At 39.0% G+C, this 18,675-nt stretch carries 28 protein-coding genes and 1 pseudogene; 21 read left to right on the plus strand and 8 right to left on the minus strand.

Going from position 1 to position 18,675, the window contains the following annotated elements; genetic code table 11:
• Positions 1 to 66: 66 nt before the first annotated feature.
• Complete coding sequence (gene sodA / locus UKS_RS03575; protein ID WP_156011845.1) at positions 67 to 672, plus strand: superoxide dismutase SodA; 606 nt, start codon at positions 67 to 69, stop codon at positions 670 to 672.
• 184 nt (positions 673 to 856) lie between these two features.
• Here the strand turns inward: sodA and UKS_RS03580 are convergent, their stop codons facing one another.
• From UKS_RS03580 to UKS_RS03590, 3 genes are all read right to left on the minus strand, one after another.
• The gene (locus UKS_RS03580) at positions 857 to 2,023 is read right to left on the minus strand and encodes a tyrosine-type recombinase/integrase (protein WP_156011846.1); all 1,167 of its coding nucleotides are present in this window, start codon (positions 2,021 to 2,023) and stop codon (positions 857 to 859) included.
• 707 nt (positions 2,024 to 2,730) lie between these two features.
• On the minus strand, positions 2,731 to 2,991 hold the full coding sequence (locus UKS_RS03585; protein WP_049512165.1) for a hypothetical protein: 261 nt from the start codon (positions 2,989 to 2,991) through the stop codon (positions 2,731 to 2,733).
• A gap of 58 nt (positions 2,992 to 3,049) precedes the next feature.
• A complete protein-coding gene (locus UKS_RS03590) occupies positions 3,050 to 3,709 on the minus strand; it encodes a helix-turn-helix transcriptional regulator (protein ID WP_156011847.1) in 660 nt (219 codons plus the stop codon).
• A gap of 141 nt (positions 3,710 to 3,850) precedes the next feature.
• Here UKS_RS03590 and UKS_RS03595 point away from each other — a divergent pair, with 141 nt between their 5' ends.
• The 16 genes from UKS_RS03595 to UKS_RS03665 all read left to right on the plus strand — a co-directional run bounded on the left by UKS_RS03595 (position 3,851) and on the right by UKS_RS03665 (position 11,398).
• Positions 3,851 to 4,036, plus strand: coding sequence for a hypothetical protein (locus tag UKS_RS03595; protein ID WP_070526404.1), 186 nt, complete (start codon positions 3,851 to 3,853; stop codon positions 4,034 to 4,036).
• Positions 4,037 to 4,131: 95 nt separating this feature from the next.
• Positions 4,132 to 4,317: a hypothetical protein gene (locus UKS_RS03600; protein ID WP_156011848.1), complete on the plus strand. Its 186-nt coding sequence runs from the start codon at positions 4,132 to 4,134 to the stop codon at positions 4,315 to 4,317.
• A 118-nt stretch (positions 4,318 to 4,435) separates the two neighbouring features.
• Positions 4,436 to 4,864, plus strand: a complete 429-nt coding sequence (locus tag UKS_RS03605) for a hypothetical protein (RefSeq protein WP_156011849.1) — start codon at positions 4,436 to 4,438, stop codon at positions 4,862 to 4,864.
• Positions 4,865 to 4,867: 3 nt separating this feature from the next.
• The gene (locus UKS_RS09705; RefSeq protein ID WP_173020455.1) at positions 4,868 to 5,017 is read left to right on the plus strand and encodes a hypothetical protein; all 150 of its coding nucleotides are present in this window, start codon (positions 4,868 to 4,870) and stop codon (positions 5,015 to 5,017) included.
• A 266-nt stretch (positions 5,018 to 5,283) separates the two neighbouring features.
• Positions 5,284 to 5,577 carry a hypothetical protein gene (locus tag UKS_RS03610; protein ID WP_156013045.1) on the plus strand — a complete coding sequence of 98 codons (294 nt, stop codon included), beginning with the start codon at positions 5,284 to 5,286 and terminating at the stop codon, positions 5,575 to 5,577.
• A 98-nt stretch (positions 5,578 to 5,675) separates the two neighbouring features.
• A complete protein-coding gene (locus tag UKS_RS03615) occupies positions 5,676 to 5,891 on the plus strand; it encodes a hypothetical protein (RefSeq protein ID WP_156011850.1) in 216 nt (71 codons plus the stop codon).
• Positions 5,888 to 6,181 carry a hypothetical protein gene (locus tag UKS_RS03620; RefSeq protein ID WP_156011851.1) on the plus strand — a complete coding sequence of 98 codons (294 nt, stop codon included), beginning with the start codon at positions 5,888 to 5,890 and terminating at the stop codon, positions 6,179 to 6,181. Before UKS_RS03615 ends, UKS_RS03620 begins: the two co-directional genes overlap by 4 nt.
• Positions 6,162 to 6,503: a DNA-binding protein gene (locus UKS_RS03625; RefSeq protein WP_156011852.1), complete on the plus strand. Its 342-nt coding sequence runs from the start codon at positions 6,162 to 6,164 to the stop codon at positions 6,501 to 6,503. Before UKS_RS03620 ends, UKS_RS03625 begins: the two co-directional genes overlap by 20 nt.
• Positions 6,496 to 6,768, plus strand: a complete 273-nt coding sequence (locus UKS_RS03630; protein ID WP_156011853.1) for a hypothetical protein — start codon at positions 6,496 to 6,498, stop codon at positions 6,766 to 6,768. Before UKS_RS03625 ends, UKS_RS03630 begins: the two co-directional genes overlap by 8 nt.
• Positions 6,765 to 7,280 (plus strand): hypothetical protein, encoded by a 516-nt coding sequence (locus tag UKS_RS03635; protein WP_156011854.1) that lies wholly within the window; start codon positions 6,765 to 6,767, stop codon positions 7,278 to 7,280. The genes UKS_RS03630 and UKS_RS03635 overlap by 4 nt, the downstream gene beginning before the upstream one ends.
• On the plus strand, positions 7,273 to 8,727 hold the full coding sequence (locus tag UKS_RS03640) for a virulence-associated E family protein (protein WP_156011855.1): 1,455 nt from the start codon (positions 7,273 to 7,275) through the stop codon (positions 8,725 to 8,727). Before UKS_RS03635 ends, UKS_RS03640 begins: the two co-directional genes overlap by 8 nt.
• Before the next feature lie 406 nt (positions 8,728 to 9,133).
• Positions 9,134 to 9,403, plus strand: coding sequence for a hypothetical protein (locus UKS_RS03645; RefSeq protein ID WP_156011856.1), 270 nt, complete (start codon positions 9,134 to 9,136; stop codon positions 9,401 to 9,403).
• 96 nt (positions 9,404 to 9,499) lie between these two features.
• Positions 9,500 to 10,165, plus strand: coding sequence for a hypothetical protein (locus UKS_RS03650; RefSeq protein WP_049497376.1), 666 nt, complete (start codon positions 9,500 to 9,502; stop codon positions 10,163 to 10,165).
• Between the two features lie 3 nt (positions 10,166 to 10,168).
• Positions 10,169 to 10,375 (plus strand): hypothetical protein, encoded by a 207-nt coding sequence (locus UKS_RS03655; protein ID WP_156011857.1) that lies wholly within the window; start codon positions 10,169 to 10,171, stop codon positions 10,373 to 10,375.
• 48 nt (positions 10,376 to 10,423) lie between these two features.
• Positions 10,424 to 10,930: a terminase small subunit gene (locus UKS_RS03660; RefSeq protein ID WP_156011858.1), complete on the plus strand. Its 507-nt coding sequence runs from the start codon at positions 10,424 to 10,426 to the stop codon at positions 10,928 to 10,930.
• Between the two features lie 75 nt (positions 10,931 to 11,005).
• On the plus strand, positions 11,006 to 11,398 hold the full coding sequence (locus UKS_RS03665) for a transcriptional regulator (RefSeq protein ID WP_156011859.1): 393 nt from the start codon (positions 11,006 to 11,008) through the stop codon (positions 11,396 to 11,398).
• A 303-nt stretch (positions 11,399 to 11,701) separates the two neighbouring features.
• On the opposite strand, the pseudogene UKS_RS09820 reads toward UKS_RS03665, so the two are convergent.
• A pseudogene (locus UKS_RS09820) lies at positions 11,702 to 11,887 on the minus strand (CPCC family cysteine-rich protein); the annotation flags it as partial.
• A gap of 425 nt (positions 11,888 to 12,312) precedes the next feature.
• On the opposite strand from UKS_RS09820, the gene UKS_RS03675 reads away from it, so the two are divergent.
• From UKS_RS03675 to UKS_RS03690, 4 genes are read left to right on the plus strand one after another with little or no spacing between them, the layout of a single operon-like run.
• Positions 12,313 to 12,843 (plus strand): YutD family protein, encoded by a 531-nt coding sequence (locus UKS_RS03675; RefSeq protein WP_156011861.1) that lies wholly within the window; start codon positions 12,313 to 12,315, stop codon positions 12,841 to 12,843.
• A gap of 20 nt (positions 12,844 to 12,863) precedes the next feature.
• Positions 12,864 to 13,949: a 23S rRNA (adenine(2503)-C(2))-methyltransferase RlmN gene (gene rlmN, locus UKS_RS03680; RefSeq protein WP_156011862.1), complete on the plus strand. Its 1,086-nt coding sequence runs from the start codon at positions 12,864 to 12,866 to the stop codon at positions 13,947 to 13,949.
• Positions 13,949 to 14,431 (plus strand): VanZ family protein, encoded by a 483-nt coding sequence (locus tag UKS_RS03685; protein ID WP_049495204.1) that lies wholly within the window; start codon positions 13,949 to 13,951, stop codon positions 14,429 to 14,431. Before rlmN ends, UKS_RS03685 begins: the two co-directional genes overlap by 1 nt.
• Position 14,432: 1 nt before the next feature.
• Complete coding sequence (locus tag UKS_RS03690; protein WP_156011863.1) at positions 14,433 to 15,974, plus strand: ABC-F family ATP-binding cassette domain-containing protein; 1,542 nt, start codon at positions 14,433 to 14,435, stop codon at positions 15,972 to 15,974.
• 174 nt (positions 15,975 to 16,148) lie between these two features.
• Here UKS_RS03690 and UKS_RS03695 read toward each other — a convergent pair whose 3' ends face one another.
• The 4 genes from UKS_RS03695 to UKS_RS09825 all read right to left on the minus strand — a co-directional run bounded on the left by UKS_RS03695 (position 16,149) and on the right by UKS_RS09825 (position 18,666).
• Positions 16,149 to 16,937, minus strand: coding sequence for a peptidylprolyl isomerase (locus UKS_RS03695; protein WP_156011864.1), 789 nt, complete (start codon positions 16,935 to 16,937; stop codon positions 16,149 to 16,151).
• Between the two features lie 305 nt (positions 16,938 to 17,242).
• Positions 17,243 to 17,467: a helix-turn-helix transcriptional regulator gene (locus UKS_RS03700; protein ID WP_042769224.1), complete on the minus strand. Its 225-nt coding sequence runs from the start codon at positions 17,465 to 17,467 to the stop codon at positions 17,243 to 17,245.
• A 2-nt stretch (positions 17,468 to 17,469) separates the two neighbouring features.
• Entirely contained in the window at positions 17,470 to 18,066 is a 597-nt protein-coding gene (locus tag UKS_RS03705) for a DUF3796 domain-containing protein (protein ID WP_156011865.1), read from the minus strand.
• 414 nt (positions 18,067 to 18,480) lie between these two features.
• The gene (locus UKS_RS09825) at positions 18,481 to 18,666 is read right to left on the minus strand and encodes a FanG protein (protein ID WP_232049754.1); all 186 of its coding nucleotides are present in this window, start codon (positions 18,664 to 18,666) and stop codon (positions 18,481 to 18,483) included.
• Positions 18,667 to 18,675 lie beyond the last annotated feature (9 nt).

An 18,675-nucleotide genomic window follows, 5' to 3' on the forward strand; every position in this document is an offset into this window, starting at 1 on the left:
AAAAACTTGAAAAAAGTGAATGTTTGCGTTATCATTTTCATATAGAAAGAAAAAGAGGTATTACAGATGGCTATTATCTTACCAGATCTTCCATATGCATACGACGCTTTGGAACCATACATCGATGCAGAAACAATGCACTTGCACCATGACAAACACCATCAAACTTATGTCAACAATGCTAATGCAGCTCTTGAAAAACACCCTGAAATCGGTGAAGATCTTGAAGCCTTGCTTGCTGACGTAGAATCTATCCCAGCTGATATCCGTCAAGCGCTTATTAACAATGGTGGTGGGCATTTGAACCACGCTCTTTTCTGGGAATTGATGACTCCTGAGAAAACAGCTCCTTCAGCAGAACTTGCAGCAGCAATCGATGCAACATTTGGTTCATTTGAAGAATTCCAAGCGGCCTTCACTACAGCCGCAACAACTCGTTTTGGTTCAGGATGGGCATGGTTGGTTGTCAACAAAGAAGGGAAGCTTGAAGTAACTTCAACAGCAAACCAAGATACACCAATCTCAGAAGGTAAAAAACCAATTTTGGGCTTGGACGTTTGGGAACATGCTTACTACGTGAAATACCGCAACGTGCGTCCTGACTACATCAAAGCTTTCTTCTCAGTGATCAACTGGAACAAAGTAGATGAATTGTACGCAGCTGCTAAATAATGGTATATGGAGGGAAGAATTGTTCTTCTCTTTTTTAGGTTATATTATTTTGGTCTGACAAAATCGTCAGACTTTTTTCATTTTTATGAGAAACGTGCTAAATTTCAATTAGGATGTGTAAAGCCCTTGATATAGCTACATTTCACAATTGAGCTAGTGAGTTTTTAAACTTTTTGTGGACTTTTTAGGAACTTTTTAACTTTTCAATGGCTTTTTCATAAAATGAAGTAGCGTTTTTCTTGTTGTCTTTGGACAAGTGGCTATATGTATCCATGGTTATTGATATCTGAGAATGCCCTAGCCTTGTTTGTATTTCTTTGTAAGGCAGTCCTGCATTGAGTAAGATACTAGCGTGAGTATGACGGAAGGCGTGGAAAGTTAAACGAGGGCAGTCAGAAAGTTTTAAATGTTTCTCAAGTCTATGTCTAAGTGTCCTAGCGTCTCTATATTCATCGAAATAATTAGGGAATACTTTCTCATAAGTCAAGCCTATTTCTCTACCCACTTGCGCTTGTCTATTTTTGTAAAGCCGTAGCATGAGCACTGTCTTATTATCCAAGTCAATTACTCTTACGCTTGATTTTGTTTTAGGGGTGGTGACTTCCTTTTCACAGTTTAGAGTTTTGTTTACGTCTAGTGTACCGTTTTGTAAGTCAATATCAGACCATTTCAAGGCTAAACACTCACGAATACGCAAACCAGTAGCTAAAAGCGTCTTATAAAGCACCGTATCGTAGAAATTTTTGTAAGTGTTTGGTAACTGCTCCAGATAAGTCAAGAATTTTTTTAAATGATCATCATCCAGATATTTCAGTTTTTGCCCTTCTTTTGGTTTGCGACGTGGGACGATAATATCACGGGCAGGATTAAAAGGGATAACTTGCAACGATACGGCGTATTTAAGTATGCGTTTATTTAGCGAGTTAAGTTGCGTATATTCTTGGTAGCCTTTGCCTAGTTGATTGTAATCTTTTGCCCATTGATTAACTTGCTTTTGAATAACTGGGGGCGTTAGCTTATCTAGTTTGTAGTTTCCAAAGGCTGGAAGTAGATAGTTATTTAGTCTACTCTTGATTATTGTAAGGGTTGCCTTTTTGACTGTATGGCAGTACGTTTCTAGCCAATTCTCCACCAGTTCGGCATAGGTATTGATTTGAACCGCCTTATATACTGTTGAGCCTCCTTTTTCAAAGTCTATTTGAGCTTGCAGCGCTTTGGCTTTGAGCTCTCTCTTGGTTCGCCCTGATATAGTCGTCTTGACTTTCTTACCCGTTATGGTATCGATGCCAAGATAGACGCTGGAGCGATAGACTGTAGATTCGTCTTTTTTGGTGTATTCTGTTATTTTCATGGTTTTACTCCTTTTTCCATCAGCAGGCAAGCAATTAGAAAAGGTTTTGAGTTTATACCATGCGAGGGGCTACGAGAAGCCCCTTGTTTTCGATTTTAAGCAGTCAGACGGTAAATATAATGCTAGAGTAGGAAACAAGGAGGATATGGGGCTTATATGGGCTTGTTTGTGATGGGTGTTTTTGATATAATGTTTTCGCCCCCTCAATTTAGAGAAGGGAGGTGTTATATATGCTAGAGTTGTTTTCCCTTTTTCTAGCTCCGTTACTTGTTAACGTACTGTCTGAGCTTTTCAAGCTATGGATAAAGAGACGCAACAAGTAGCCTTTAACCCTTTTAAGAGGGTAGCAAAAAACCCCATCGCTGGAACGGTGGGGCTTTTTAGTTACATATGCTAGAAGCACTGTTTTTCCCTTTATGCTTTCATTCTAGCATACAAGCCCCAATATTTCAAGAGTTTTATTTTTTTTTGATATTGTTTAGAGCACTTTAAGCGTTTCTAAAATGCCAAAGTGTTGAAAATCGTCTAAATTATACCGCATTATACTGCATTAGAGAGTTATAGCCCGATGAGCGTGAGAAATGCCGTCAGTCGCTTTTTAACTGCAAGAGTGGTATAATGATGTTGTAAATATCTAACCTTTTGCTTATTTTCAGTTAGGTATTATCAGACAAGTCAGCAGGAGCAGGCTTGTCTTTTTTTGTTAGTTAGTCTATTCTTTCGAATACCAACGTAGCAAAAATATGATCACCGCCTAACATTCCTTTTCCACCTTTACTAGTAGACATTGTATGTAGTTTATACCCTTTTTCTACTTGTTCGTTTAGAACATCCTCTAATTCGGTGATGGTAGTTCTAGCTGAACCAGTTCCAAAAACTGCTTCTTGCAACTTAACTTGCATAACGATATATTTTCTATTTTTGTTATTATCTTTGAATCGAAAAGCTGATTTTGTATTTAATTTCATGATTTTACTCCTTTTTTATTCTCTATATATACTCACGACTTCGCCTATGATAATCTTACTAATCTAGGTAGTCGCGTTCGCCATATGCCGATTGTAAGACTTTCAAGAGTTTTTCGGTTTTTTCTTTAGATTTTGTTTCATCATAGATATACCCGTGGATTTGTTCCTCTAAATCATTTCTAGCAAACTCATTACCGAAAACTAATGAGTAATCATCAATTATTTGTTTTGATTCGTCATTATCAGAAAAAATCAAATCGGTAAACTGTCTGCCTCTTGGGGTGGCATTATTGAGATTGGCAGCCTGCACCATAGAATATAGAGACAAAATTTCATCATCGCTGATAAAGATAATGTTATCACGGAAAAATGTAATGAAATCTTTAAACATTCTTTCTTGATTCTCTTTGTCGTATCTCTCTCTAGAGTGTACTACAATCAACCCCTCTTCAGGTTCCATTACAATTTCGTCATCATATATTTTGGGATCATCACTATACCCCAACAGGTAGCCTACACTTACCCCGAAGTAGTCAGCAAGTTGTTGGGCTTTTTCTGGTTTAATAGTATGCTTATTATTTTCCCAGTTAGATATCACCATTTTGGATATTGGTTTTTCATTTTCATTTAGTTTTTCATTTATAATTTTGGCTAATTTTTCTTGAGTTATTCCCTCATCAGTTCTTAGAATTTTTAGTCTATTTTTTATTGTTGACATTTTATCACCTCAGTTAAATTATAACCGTTAAAAAAACTTTTGTAAAGTTTTTATTTATTTTCTCTTGACAAGTAAAGAAAAACATTATATACTCGATTCGAGTAAAGTTAAACTTTACAAACAAGAAAGGAGGAAACTGTCTTGCTTATCACCTCAACACAAGCAAAAGCGATCCGCCGAAAGCAGGCAGACAAGAATTTGACCGCTAAAAAAGCCAGTGAGGAAATTGGTGTAAATCCAATTACCTATCGCAAAATCCGAGACGGTGGCGAAGTAAAGCCTAGCATTTATCAAAAAGCTATGCAGTGGCTTGCAGAAGATTATTAGAAAGGAGCGACCCGATCGCAATACTTCAATACATTTACAAGTTTCTCATGTGGTGCTTTACCACTGGGGATTGACAACAAAAAAGGAGCAAAGAAATGAACTTTAAAGAATTTAAAACATGGCTAGATAATGCCGTGAGTGTGGCTGAAGCTATTGCATTACCTGAAAACAAAGGGGTGCTTGACGAATTGATAGAAAATACGGCCAATAACCTAGCTTTTATCGCTGAGTTAGTGGAAAGCCGTCAACTGATTTATAAAAAACCTAGACATGAAGATTAAAAACGACAACAAAAAAAAGTCACTTGCTGAACGTTTGGCGACAGAAGCAAGCGACTGGATCAAGAATATAGATATTTTTTCTATACCTTGATTATAGCATAGAAAGACAAGGTAAACAATGGGAAAGAAACATCAAGTAGTAAAATTCAAGGATATTGCTGAAAAATTGCCTGAATTAGAGGGCAAAAACCTAGAAGAAATCGCTGGAGTATTAGGCTATCGCAATTTAGAGAGTTGCAGAACTAATCTTTACAGTTTGAGACAAAGCAAACGGATAGACTTCAAAGTAGAAAAAGGAGTTTATACCAAGTTTGAACTTTTGGACAATTCGATAAAAGAGGAGCTTGAAGACAAGGAATTGTCAGGTCGTGGGCGCTATTTGAAGAGTGTAGACCGCTACAAGGCTATGTTAAACGCCTTTTCTATTGCCTTTGATAGCACAGTCAAGGCGGAAACAAGACAAAAAGCAGAACACGATGGCTTGAAAGCCTTGGACAGAATCCCAGATAAGCACTACGCCCTACTTTATGACATGATGGAGGGCTAACAGATGACAGCATACGAACGAGCAAGGCAATTTTACAGCCGTGTAACTTACGCCCTGAGCGACTTTCTGCATGGGCGGATAGATGAACAAGATTTTAGAAAACAATGGCAACGGCTAGCAGATAAAGCCGTAAACGAAATGAAGAAAAACTAAGAAAACCGAAGTGCAGGCAAGCAATTAGAAAAGGTTTTGAAAAGCATAGAGCTCCAACTCTTTAAACTGGTACTTTCTCACGCTTTCAATTTGGCGACTCTGAGCGTGAGGCTAGGAATTACAAGAAACAATGTATAAGAAACAACCATTAAAAATCCCCACGCTCTCAAAGTTTGGCGACTCTGAGCGTGGGGTATGTAACAGGAAAAAAAGCATTAAAAAGCCATCGTGGCAAGTATAAAAAGATAGAAAAAGAGGTAAAAAACATGACAACAAAAAAAGCAACATCAAGCCAACAAGTTCTATTATCGGCTAAGAAACTAGCAGAATTAGGGAACGAATTAACCGACATCATGAATGTTTTAAAAATGAATAACCTAGCTCTTGAAGGGCTTGAGTTTGCACTACAGAAAGATACAACCACGTTCTTATGGCTTGCTAAAAAATACACTGATACAGCATACGCCCAGAATGAAAAGCTATACGATCGTCTAAATGAAATAGCCTTTTTGCTTTTGAACAATGACAACGCTAAAGAGCTGGAGGCATACCATGACTAAAGATATTAAAGAAATGGCACAAGCCGAAGACGACTTGCTGAAGATGGAACGAAGCGACCAAGTGGACTACATCAAGAATTACAAAGCGAGGGTATAACATGAATGAGTTAGATTTGACCAATACACAGGCACTTGCCTTTTCCGTGGTACTGATTGGCTTACTGCTTTATTTAAACCACCGAGACCGCAAAAAAAGCGCCAAAATAGAGCGAGAAAACCAACAGACGATAGAAACACCTAGCAAGGATTTAAACCCTGATTATGGGCGATATATCCAGCTTGCAGGGGTAAGAGTTTACGGAGGGATGAAATGAGTTACACAATTAATTTATTTCTTGATTTTGAAGATATGCCAGATGAAACCTATTTTACTAAAGAGATTTTTCTAGCTACGTGTATGGACAATGCAACAAAGTTAGCTGTAACTATGGGCTTGTTGACAAAACAAGCGTTGGATTTAGAGACTAAGACAGCTATTTTGAAAACCTTGGATACAATCATAGAAACTCAAAAAGATATTTTGCAAGGGATAGCGAGCGGACAAATAACCTTTTTGAATAAAAGCAAAGGAGAGGAGGAACTGGATGAGCCTATCAGAGAATGATAAACGAGTATTAAGACTAATCAAGGTAGGGGCTGAGAACTCCATAACAGGGGCAGAAATCAGCCTGACAACCAAGCTAACAGAAAGAACAGTACGTGACATCATTAAGCGCCTAGTAGTCAAGCATAACATCCCAATAGTGGGGGTTAGATGTGGCGTTTTTAGTGGCTACTTTATCCCAGCGAATAAAGGCGAGCTACTAGATGGCGCTAAGGCCTTTTACAACCAAGTACAGGAAGAGAGCAAGCGCCTAGCAGTGTTGATGAATAGCGATCTAGAAAGTTATAAGGAAACCTTGAAGGAGGTGGGCGGATATGTTTAGCCTAAGCAGAGAAAGTGAGCATGACCTGACACATGGCATTCTGGAGGTAGTAAAAAAATACCTTGAAGCGCATGAGAAAGTACCGCCAAGACTGACCAAACTTATAAATAGAGTTGAACTCAAAGAGGAATTGAAAATTAGTGACAGCACGCTAAATAAGTGGGAAAGGCAGGGTTTAAGACGCTATCAACCGCCTGACGATGGTTCTAGAATGATTTACTATTTAGTGACTGACATCTGGAAGTTTCTGGGGGTGGATAAATGAGGGTGCTGGAGTTAATTTTATCCGCTGACAAATTGCCTTTGTTTGGCTTTCTCAAGTCTACCCCAACCCAAGTATGGAAGAATGGGGAACACTACAAATTTATCTACTTTGAGCCAATAGGTGAGGGTTTGACGGCTTTTCACTACAAAGGCTTGTATGTGGTAGTTAAAGACGAAAGTGAGGAAGTAGAGGGCTGGGAACTAACCAGAGATTTAGAGATAGGTTTGGCCAGTCCTGACTTGCTGACGATCCTGAAAGATTTAGAGGTAAACAAATTGACAGAGCAACGGCAGGGGCTTGGAGTGGAGTTAAAAGGCTGGGTTTTTGACCTGATTTGTAATGGCATTTATACCAGGTATGAGACTTCACTTTTTGTCCGCTTGCTGTTTGTGAATGGCTATAGTTTTAATCAGTTAGTGGATTTGTTTTCAGCAATTGTTAAACGCAAAGACCTAGCAAGCTATTTCCTAGAAGTAGCGACAACATTCTATAAGGAGGTGGCTTTTGAATAGCAATGACATTGTAAATAAAATCATTGAAGAAGATAAGCAACAAGCACCGCCTGAAGTGGTGGACTTGACCCAAGCAAGGGAGACCGATGAGGAACATAATAGCCTGAACTTGGCAAAGAGAGCAAGAGGCGATGGCTTTGCAGTCAACTTGGACAATCTCAAGAAGATTTTGAGCGGAGATAGCAAGCTAAAAGGGGCTATACAGTACAACGTCTTCACTTATGAAATCGACGTGACTAGACCAATGAAGCTAAACGGTAGGACCCTGAGCGGTGCAATCGATGACCTGATTATCAGAGAGATTAGGGCTTATATTGCTACCAAGTACAAGCTGGACTATAAAAAGCCTGACATAGCGGATATTTTGGAAGTGGTGGCTGGAGAACACAGCTACAACCCCTTAAAAGACTATCTGGAATCTTGCGAAAGTGAGTATAAAGAGTTAGTGAATCAGCGTGATCCCTTTGAGATTTTAAGGCATTATCTCAATATTAAGGATGATGAATATAACCGTATTATCATGGACTTGTTTTTCCGTGGAGCGGTTGCCAAGGTGTTTGACCCTACCATCAAGTTTGACTTTGTACTGGACTTGACTGGACGGCAGGGAGTAGGAAAGACCCAATTTTTTGAGGGGCTTTTTACTCACAAGTATTTTACAACCGTTGAGACCTTCACAGATAAAGATGATAAGGCTAGAATGGTCAGAAACTGGTGTGTATTTGATGATGAGATGGTGGCCAGTAAAAAGGCTAGTTTTTCAGAATTGAAGAAATTCATCACAGAAACCAAGCTAGAGTTTAGACCGCCTTACGCCTCCAGTGATAGGCGACTACCTAAGAGTTTTATTATTGTGAGGGCAACCAATGACCATGATTATTTAAACGACCTGACAGGAGAAAGGCGCTTTTTGGTTGCAGAAGTCCATAAAGACACCAACTATAAGGGCAGGAAGTGGACAGAAAAAGACCGTAGAGCCTTTTGGGGTGCTATGGTGATGGCTTGGAGAGCTAACCAAGTCTTGAACCTGACAGACGAGCAGGAAAAGCTAGTAAATGAGGTTAGAAGCCGTTACAAGTTTGTAGATGAAATCCTTGAGGATGTTGAGCGTTATTTAGAAACTCCCTACCCTAAAAATATGTATCAATTCCCAGCAACAGACAGTACGAGACACTACTATATTCATGACATGATGAACCACGGCTATCATATGGGCGCTAATGGCGTAGAGATTCATCTAGATACTGGAAAGTATGGGGAACTGGTGGAAAGGGACAAGTTGACAGTAAATATATTCTTTTCCGAGGTTTATTTGAACAATTCCCCCAACCCTAAAGATAAAAATAAGGTTAAGAAATTCATGCAAAACAAAGAGGGTTGGGAATCGAGGGACTCCCTTAGATTTGGTAAAAGCGTCAAACGTGGATTTGCTAAAATAAAAAAATAAAGTGTAGACAGTGTAGCCAAAAGATAAAAAAACGGCTACACTGAAAACCTTTGATACTGTAAGGGTTTCAAAGAGATGTAGACAAGACGAAAAAAACGGCTACACCCCTAAACCCTTGATATTACTGACTTTTTAATATAAATGTAGCCAAAATATATATTTTATAAAAGTATATATAATTAAAAACCTAATGCGTTATTTATATATTTTTTTTGAGATGAAATGGCTACACGGCTACACAAGGCGAAAACCCTTGGGGCTGTAAGGCGGAACGCGTAGCCAATAGATATTCAAAAACGGCTACACTTTGCCTAAAACCTAAAACAAAATGGGGTAGATAGTACCGACCCCTTTGCAATGGTGTAACTACTAGTGACACCCTTAAAACAGAAAGAGGAAAAACAACATGACATTAAAAGTATTTTCAGAAACAGCGCCAAAACATACATTTACTTATGAATTTGGAAACCTAGAAGACGCACAAATAGCAGGGTTAGCCTTATTTGGATATATGAGAGGTACTTATCTAGTGCCAGCTATTAAACTAAAATATAAGGAAAATGGAACACTTATTGCTGAGTATATAGATGATAACAAACTAGACATCAACTTTGAGCGCATTTGTGAAGTTTTCAAGAATGAAGAAAATCCAATAGATGAAGAAGTTGAGGAATAGAGTAGAGAGTATGTAAGCAGATGAACTACAATAGAGATCCCGTGACTGGATATAGCACTCTAAACTTAATAAAACAACAGGAAAGGAAAGAACAAGATGACAGAAACACAAAACACAAACAACATTGAACAAGCGCAAAAACGCCAAGAACTAGCCCAAAAAATGGATAAAGCACTAGATAAAATTACTAAGGAAGTTAACGCATTGATCACACAAAACGAAAATGCGATTGCTGAGGCTGAACGAGAAAAAACACAGTTGCTTCAAGATCAAGCGAACGCCCAACGTGAACATGATGAAGCGGTTGATGAAGTAGACAAAGACAAGCTACGCAATGCCAAGGATAACTTATGGATTGCTGAAAGTAAATTAAAAAAGAATGCTAAAAAGCTGGAAGACTTGCACAATGAAACACTTATGAGTCTTGAAGATTTTAAGACAAAAATCGATGAACTAGATTCAACGGTTGACAAAAAGCATAAGGCGCTTTATGATAAAGCCGTGGATTTGCTACGAGAGATTGACCAGATCGATGACGAATTTAGAGCTGATTCAGATAAACTTCAAGCCCTTTACCATGCTATGGTTTACAAAGTTGGAAAAGGTAAGAGAGAGTTTACTTTCAGCACAGGGGGGTCTATTATTTCGCCAGCCGATGGAAGGGTTAGATACGAACCAGTCTATCCAGTTGAACCATTCTTAAGAGAAGTTTATGTGCGAGCCTTTGGAAATACTTACAACGATGTGAAAGGGCATTTTTAAAAGATGAAGAGACAAATTAGACACAAAATTGAACCAGTACCAACGATTGTAGAACTCTTCAAACTAATGGAAGAACACCAGCAAGCACATCCAGAGTACGAGCGTTATAATTTTAAATACATTGAAGATGGGGACGCTATCGGTGCAATCATTGACTACAACGTAGAAGAAGCAGTATTAAAAGCTGAGCAAGAGCAAGATAACGCTTAAGACAAGGGGGAGTTTTCCCCTTTTTGTCGCTTAAGGAGGTGAACTAATGTGACAGATAAGTTAACGCAGAGACAAGAAAAATTTGTCCAAGGACTAGTGGCTGGACTATCTCAAAGAAAAGCATATAAAGAGGCTTATAACGCCCAAAAGATGGCTGATAGTACGATAGATTCAAGGGCTAGTAAGTTGCTGAAAGAGTATAAGGTTAATACAAGGTACAGAGAGTTATTAAAAGAGTTTTCAAACCGTGCTTTATGGTCAAGAGAACAGGCTTTTAATGAGTATGAATGGCTAAAAAATAAAGCTAAATCTGAAATTATCGAAAGTGGATTGAGATCTAGTAATTTTAATGCCTTTCTTTCTGCTTTGCATGGGATGAATAATAGCGCTTTTCGTGATTTGGAGTTGCTGGACGAGAAGTTGCGAGCAGAAATCAGTGTGATTAAGAGTAACATCCATCAAGAAACTCCGGTTAAGGATGATAAATTTATAGAGGCCATGAGCGCAATGGTTGAATCCGTTTGGGAAGATGAGATTCAAAAGGAAAAGCCTTAGAATACAAAAAAAGCCAAGGCGCTCCGCCTCAGCTATAATCTCAATAATATTATTATATCACAAGGGAGCGAACTAATGGAGCTGGATAACTTCAAAACGATGATGAACGTCAGAGAGCGGATGACTTACTTTCTGAGATTCCAGAGAATGGCAGGAAGTGAAAACCAAGTTGCGATAGATGAAGAGGCTTGGGAACTTGTCTTACCTGATCAGTGGAATTTGAGCGGTGAGCATGAAAAAGCAATCCGTGAGGGATTGGAAATATTCGCCCACGACATCAACAGCATAGAGGACAAACGAGCCAGAAAATACTTTATTATCCATTATTGCTATATGAGAAAGAAAACAATGAGTGAATGCGTAGAGATGGCAGGTACTAGCTCCACTACTTATCATCGATACAAACAGATAGCTGTTTTAAACTTTGCGAGAATCCACCAGAACGGAGAGCTAGAAGTGTATAAGTAGGCTGAGGCTTCATATTCACCCCCTATTTTGCTTTGTTTCGTACTGGATAACTAAATCACCACGGATAAACTAAAAGCCCTTAGAAACGAATCTAGGGCTTTTTTGACTGGTTGATTTTATCAGTAATTTCAATTACACTACTTTTTCAATATCATCGATTGTAATTGTTATGGTATCCCAGTCTTTCGGGGAATCTCCTATGTCAGCAATAAAAGTATCTTCGCTTAGCTTTTCGACAATTGTCGCCATTTGACCGTTTTTTAACAACACTGTATCAAATTCTAGAATTTTTACGATTTTTCTCCTTGCATAAGCTTCTTTGGCTTCAGCTAGAGTTATTTTATTTGGGCCACCGTCAATATTTATAATACCTGTATTTTGCCAACGACAGACGTCACAGATATCATAGTCCATAACTTCAGTTCCGCAAACAGGACAATGTAACCAGGTATCTCCGTTAATTACCCATGTCTTTTTTGAACTATCCATATAAATCCCTCCTCCATAAACTCGCCAAACCAGTCTTTTTGGTGAACCGTGGGTATCAACCCACCTTTCCATCATTATACTGCAAACCGAGAGGGATTGCTAATAATTGAGTGTGTATTTTAGATGTGGTATAATATTATTAGGTAATAAAAAAAGCACGTTTGACCGTGCTAGTTCCTTGCCTGCTGAACTCGTAATTTTGTTTGCCCTTTTGTGGGGGCTTTTTTTGTGGACTTTTTTAAGAACTTTTATAGTCTTTTAAAAAGTCCTAAAGACCTGCTATTTTTTAAGATTTAATAGTATAAACGCTTTAGGTTTTTTAATGAAGACTAAAAGTTTATCGTTTCTATTCTTATGAGAAACGTGCTAACTGCTAGAAATTATGGTAGAATAAAGTATTAAGTAATCGTGAAAAAAGGATATCTATGCGAAAAGAAATTGCACCTGAATTATACAACTATAACAAGTTTCCTGGTCCTGAGTTCCATTTACACGGGGACACGGTCGAAACGGAAGGGATAGCTTTTTCCTTGGTGGAAAATATCAAGGATGCCTTTGATGTGACGGCTTTTAATCAGCGTTTTTCAGAAGTCTTAACAAAGTTTGATTATATCGTGGGAGACTGGAGCAACGAACAGCTTCGCCTACGAGGTTTTTACAAGGATGACCGAACAGAAGAAAAACTTGAAAAAATCAGTCGTTTACAAGACTACCTTTTAGAGTATTGTAGTTATGGTTGTGCCTATTTTGTCCTAGAAAATGAAGCCCCTAAGCGAGCATCATTTGACAAGAAAATGCGTAAGAAGGAAGAAGAACCGCCTTCTAGAAAAGGAAAGAAACCGACTCAAACCAAACGAAAACCGAATGCAGATAAGAAAAATAGACGTCGTCAGAAAGACCAGCATTCTCAGAAAGAGGACAAGGGGCAACGTCATTTTGTCATTCGTCAGAAGTGAGTAGAGAATAAGGAGAAGAAATGAAACCGTCAATTTATAGTTTAACACGTCAAACCATGCAGGAATGGGTATTGGAGCAGGGAGAAAAGAAATTCCGTGCTGATCAAATCTGGGAATGGCTTTACCGTAAACGTGTGCAGTCATTTGAAGAAATGACCAACCTTTCAAAAGATTTAATTGCTAAGCTCAATGACCAGTTTGTGGTCAATCCCTTGAAACAGCGTATCGTGCAAGAGTCTGCTGATGGTACCGTTAAATATCTTTTTGAGTTGCCTGATGGTATGTTGATCGAGACTGTACTCATGCGTCAACACTATGGTTTGTCAGTCTGTGTGACCACTCAGGTCGGCTGTAATATCGGTTGTACCTTCTGTGCTTCTGGTTTAATCAAGAAACAACGTGACCTCAATAATGGGGAAATCGTAGCGCAGATCATGCTGGTTCAGAAATACTTCGATGAACGTGGTCAGGACGAGCGTGTCAGCCATATCGTTGTCATGGGAATCGGTGAGCCCTTTGATAACTACAACAATGTCTTGAATTTCGTTCGTACTATCAATGATGATAAAGGAATGGCCATCGGTGCTCGTCACATTACGGTTTCAACCTCAGGTTTGGCCCATAAAATTCGTGACTTTGCTAATGAAGGAGTTCAGGTCAATCTTGCCGTTTCTCTTCACGCACCCAACAATGAATTGCGCTCAAGCATTATGAAGATTAATCGTGCTTTTCCGATTGAAAAACTTTTTGCAGCTATTGAGTACTACATCAAAACAACCAACCGTCGTGTAACCTTTGAATATATCATGCTCAATGAAGTTAACGATGGTGTAGAACAAGCCTTGGAATTGGCTGAATTGCTCAAGAATATCAAGAAATTGTCTTATGTAAACTTGATTCCTTATAACCCAGTTAGTGAACATGACCAATATAGCCGTAGTCCTAAAGAGCGCGTCATGGCCTTCTATGATACGCTCAAGAAAAAAGGGGTTAACTGTGTTGTTCGTCAAGAGCACGGTACTGATATTGATGCAGCTTGTGGACAATTGCGTTCTAATACAATGAAACGTGACCGCCAGAAAGCAGTCGCAGCAGTCAATCCTTAATGATGAAGAAAACTCATAATCATATTTTGGTCTTGGGAGTCATTTTCTATAGCATTTGTATCGTCTACTTTTGTTTTACTCCTCAAGAACATTCTCCCGTGGGAGTGGAAACTCCAGGTATTCAGCATCTTGGACGCCTGGTTTTTCTTTTGACTCCTTTCAATTCTCTCTGGAAACTAGGTGAGGTGAGTGATATGGGACAATTATATTGGATTTTTTTACAAAATATCCTCAATGTCTTCTTGCTTTTTCCTCTGATCTTTCAACTCCTTTATCTCTTTCCGAATTTAAGGAAAACAAAAAGAGTTCTTTTTTTCAGTTTTCTAGTGAGTCTTGGAATCGAGTGTACGCAGTTAGTCTTGGACTTTTTCTTTGATTTCAATCGCGTCTTTGAGATTGATGATTTGTGGACCAATACCTTGGGTGGCTATTTGGCTTGGCTCCTCTATAAACAATTACATAAAAATAAGATAAGGAATTAAAATGAGTATTTTAGAAGTTAAAAACCTGAGTCACGGTTTTGGTGACCGTGCAATTTTTGAAGATGTGTCCTTCCGTCTCCTCAAGGGAGAACATATCGGTCTGGTCGGTGCCAATGGTGAAGGGAAATCAACCTTTATGAGCATTGTGACTGGTAAAATGTTACCAGACGAAGGAAAGGTAGAGTGGTCTAAATATGTGACTGCTGGTTATTTGGACCAGCACTCTGTCCTTGCTGAAGGCCAATCTGTTCGTGATGTTCTCCGTACAGCCTTTGATGAGCTTTTCAAAGCTGAAGCTCGTATCAATGACCTTTATATGGAAATGGCTGAAGACGGAGCGGATGTTGATGCTCTCATGGAAGAAGTGGGCGAACTCCAAGACCGTTTGGAGAGTCGTGATTTCTATACCTTGGATGCAAAGATTGATGAAGTGGCGCGTGCTCTTGGTGTCATGGACTTTGGCATGGATATAGATGTAACATCTTTGTCAGGTGGGCAAAGAACCAAGGTGCTTTTGGCTAAACTCCTCCTTGAAAAGCCCGATATCTTGCTTTTGGACGAGCCGACCAACTACTTGGATGCTGAGCATATTGATTGGCTCAAGCGCTATCTCCAAAACTATGAGAATGCCTTTGTCCTTATTTCACACGATATTCCATTCCTGAACGACGTTATCAACATCGTCTATCATGTGGAGAATCAACAGCTGACGCGTTATTCTGGTGACTACTACCAGTTCCAAGAAGTCTATGCCATGAAGAAATCTCAGCTAGAGGCTGCCTACGAACGTCAGCAAAAAGAAATTGCGGACCTCAAGGACTTCGTTGCCCGAAACAAAGCGCGTGTTGCAACACGAAACATGGCCATGTCTCGTCAGAAGAAATTGGATAAGATGGATATTATCGAACTGCAAAGTGAGAAACCAAAACCATCCTTTGATTTCAAATCGGCTCGTACACCTGGGCGCTTTATCTTCCAAGCCAAGGATTTGCAGATTGGTTATGACCGTCCTCTGACCAAGCCTTTAAATCTTACCTTTGAACGTAATCAAAAGGTTGCTATTATCGGGGCAAATGGTATCGGGAAAACAACTCTCTTGAAGTCTCTCTTGGGCATTATCCCGCCTATTGCTGGGGAAGTGGAGCGCGGTGACTACCTAGAACTCGGTTACTTTGAGCAAGAGGTGGAAGGTGGCAATCGTCAAACACCACTAGAGGCTGTTTGGAATGCCTTTCCAGCTCTCAACCAGGCAGAAGTCCGTGCAGCCCTTGCTCGTTGTGGTTTGACAACCAAGCATATTGAAAGTCAAATTCAGGTCTTGTCAGGTGGGGAACAAGCCAAGGTTCGTTTCTGTCTCTTGATGAATCGTGAAAACAATGTTTTAGTGCTGGACGAGCCGACCAACCACTTGGATGTGGATGCCAAGGATGAACTCAAACGTGCTCTTAAAGAATACAAGGGATCTATCCTTATGGTCTGCCACGAGCCAGACTTTTATGAAGGCTGGATGGACCAAATCTGGGATTTTAATAATCTAACTTAAAAATGAGGATAAAAGAAATACAGTACCAAATGTGGGTACTGTATTTTTTGGTTTTTAAGATTTAATACTCTTCGAAAATCTCTTCAAACCTCGTCAACGTCGCCTTGCCGTACTCAAGTACAGCCTGCGGCTAGTTTCCTAGTTTGCTCTTTGATTTTCATTGAGTATAAAATCTTAGTCTTTCACCACTTCGATGCTGTCGATTGTGATAGCAGTAGTTGGCTTGTCTTTTTCATCTTTTTCAGCCTTGGCAATCTTATCCACAACATCCATACCGTCAATCACTTGACCAAAGACTGGGTGCTTGCCATCTAGACTAGGGTTTCCCCCTTCTTTATAGGCTTCGATGATTTTCTGTGGATACTTGCTAGTAGGGAGTTTAGCAGAGGTATCTGTAGAGTTTTGGTTGATGAAGAACTGGCTACCATTGGAATTTGGTTGGCCAGTATTAGCCATAGAAAGAGCACCACGGATGTTATAGAGATATGGAGAGATTTCGCTCTTGAAACCAGTTCCATGGTCTTTAGTCTTGTCCTTATCGTGCCAGATGGATTCGCCACCTGTACCATCTCCTTTTGGATCACCAGTCTGAACCATAAAGCCATCAATCACTCGGTGGAAGGTAACGCCATTGTAGTAGCCTTCCTTAGCGTGAGTTAGGAAATTTTCAACCGCAAGAGGGGCTAGCTTTGGAAAGAGTTTGATACGGATATCTCCTTGACTTGTATGGAGAATGACTTCAGCCTCGTCTTCAGCAACTTCCTTAGAAAGTTGTGGGAAATTGGCGTTTTCGTTTGTTAAAGCATCGTTTAACTCCTTGGCAGATTGGGCAGCTGCTTTGGAGCTTTCCTCAGCGGCCAAGCTAGAATCTACATAGTCATCACCACGCAAACTACGTTGGATGCTGCTACACCCAGCTAGGGCAAAAGTTGAGATTAATAGAAGTGTTGCTAGTTTTTTCATGGGAATCCTTTCAAAAATTCATTTCTACCATTGTACCTTAAAAGGAAGGGGATTTCAAATATTAGTGACAAGGTAGTTTAAGAGGAAGCCAACCAGAAAGTCGCTTGTTTAGGGGCATCAATACCATAAGTATACTCAAAGTACTTAGGAAACCAGATCTTAAGAAAGCTCGTAAAGCATCACAATTAGTAAAGGTTAATTCGAAAGAATTACTATATTTTAAAAGAGCACATTTTCAAAGGATTTTTTCTTTTGGATTCAATTCCTAATTAATCAGTGAACTTAATACTAGGTTTCGAAAAGAATTATGCTTCCTCTTTCTGTCTGAGTTCAAAGAGGTCTTCTACTTTCAGATTAAAAACTTGAGCAATTTTAAGAGCCATTTCCAGCGAAGGATTGTAACGGTTATTTTCCAAGTGCAGAATTGTCTCGCGTCGCATGCCGATGAGGTCGGCTAACTCCTGCTGGGTCATGCCTGTGGACTCACGAACAGATTTGAGATTAGTAATAATATTGCTTTCTTTGGCCATGCTTATCCTCTCCGTTCCAAGATAAGATAGACAACCGCAAAGATGCAAATCAAGGCAGCTATGCTAAAAAATATCTGTCCCATGTAAAGAGTGAGAGACCCCATATACCCAATGATAACTGCTAGGATCATCAGTGCGCCTAGTATAAAAACAAACATCAAGCTAGCTGCCTTGGCTAAATTAGCATAAAAGCGTTCGTCCGGAGTTTCCTTGACATTTTTCAAACAGAAAAAAGCAAATAAAATCACTTCAATAACGAGGCCAATTCCCAAAATCCATTCTTTAATATCAGAACTTACGCTTGGGGTCGCAACCCAAATCCCTACTGTATAAAAAATGCTTGCTGCAAAAATAAGTATCGAGTAAAGCTTAGCAGACAAGTCAAAAATAATCTTCCCCTTATCTTTCTGACTCTTATGAGGTCGTGGTTTCATATGTATCCAGCTCCAAATAGCTACAATTTGACCTGACACTGAAATACCAGTAATAACTAACTTGGGTTCCCAACTAAGATTAGAACCAAATAAAACAATAAAATCAATAAAGAGAGCTACGGCAATCATTGCAATGAGGCCACGCATTTTTTGACTTTTTTTCATGATAGACTCCTTTTTTGTGTTATAAATATATAACACTTAAATTTTATGTTACAAATATATCACATTTAAATTTGGAAAGCAAGAATTTATGTGCCAAGGTGACAATTATTTGAAAAATTTTTTTAATAAAAGCCCTCGATAGTCAAACAACTAAAGAATTCTTTGAAGCAATGCATCGGATTTGATTTGGATAGTTTCGTTAATAATATTTGATGATAAAGAATTTTTGGAAAATCTAGATACTGTATGGATCTCTACTTTTTTTCTTAGACTCTTATAAAGTCTGTCAGAATAAGCTTTGTAGGTGTAGAAGTTAATTTTTACAGAAGTGAAGTAAGCATTCAATACGAATCAATACATAAGAAAAACTCTGATTTCAAGCGTTTTTTCTTTTTTCAATTTTAATACATTTCACTATATTTCAGTCCAATCTCTACCTTTTTCTCTACCTTTTTTAGATAAATATATCATCTGGATATTGAAGTTGAGCCATGCTATCATTTCGATGACAGGGCTTTTTAATGTTTGGTACACTACCTTCTTATCTATACTTTGATGGAGCTGAAGTTGACATCTACAAAGTTTAATGTTAGAATACATTAAAAAATA

This window comes from Streptococcus sp. 116-D4 (assembly GCF_009731465.1).
In the GTDB taxonomy this organism is placed as follows: Bacteria; Bacillota; Bacilli; order Lactobacillales; family Streptococcaceae; genus Streptococcus; species Streptococcus pseudopneumoniae_E.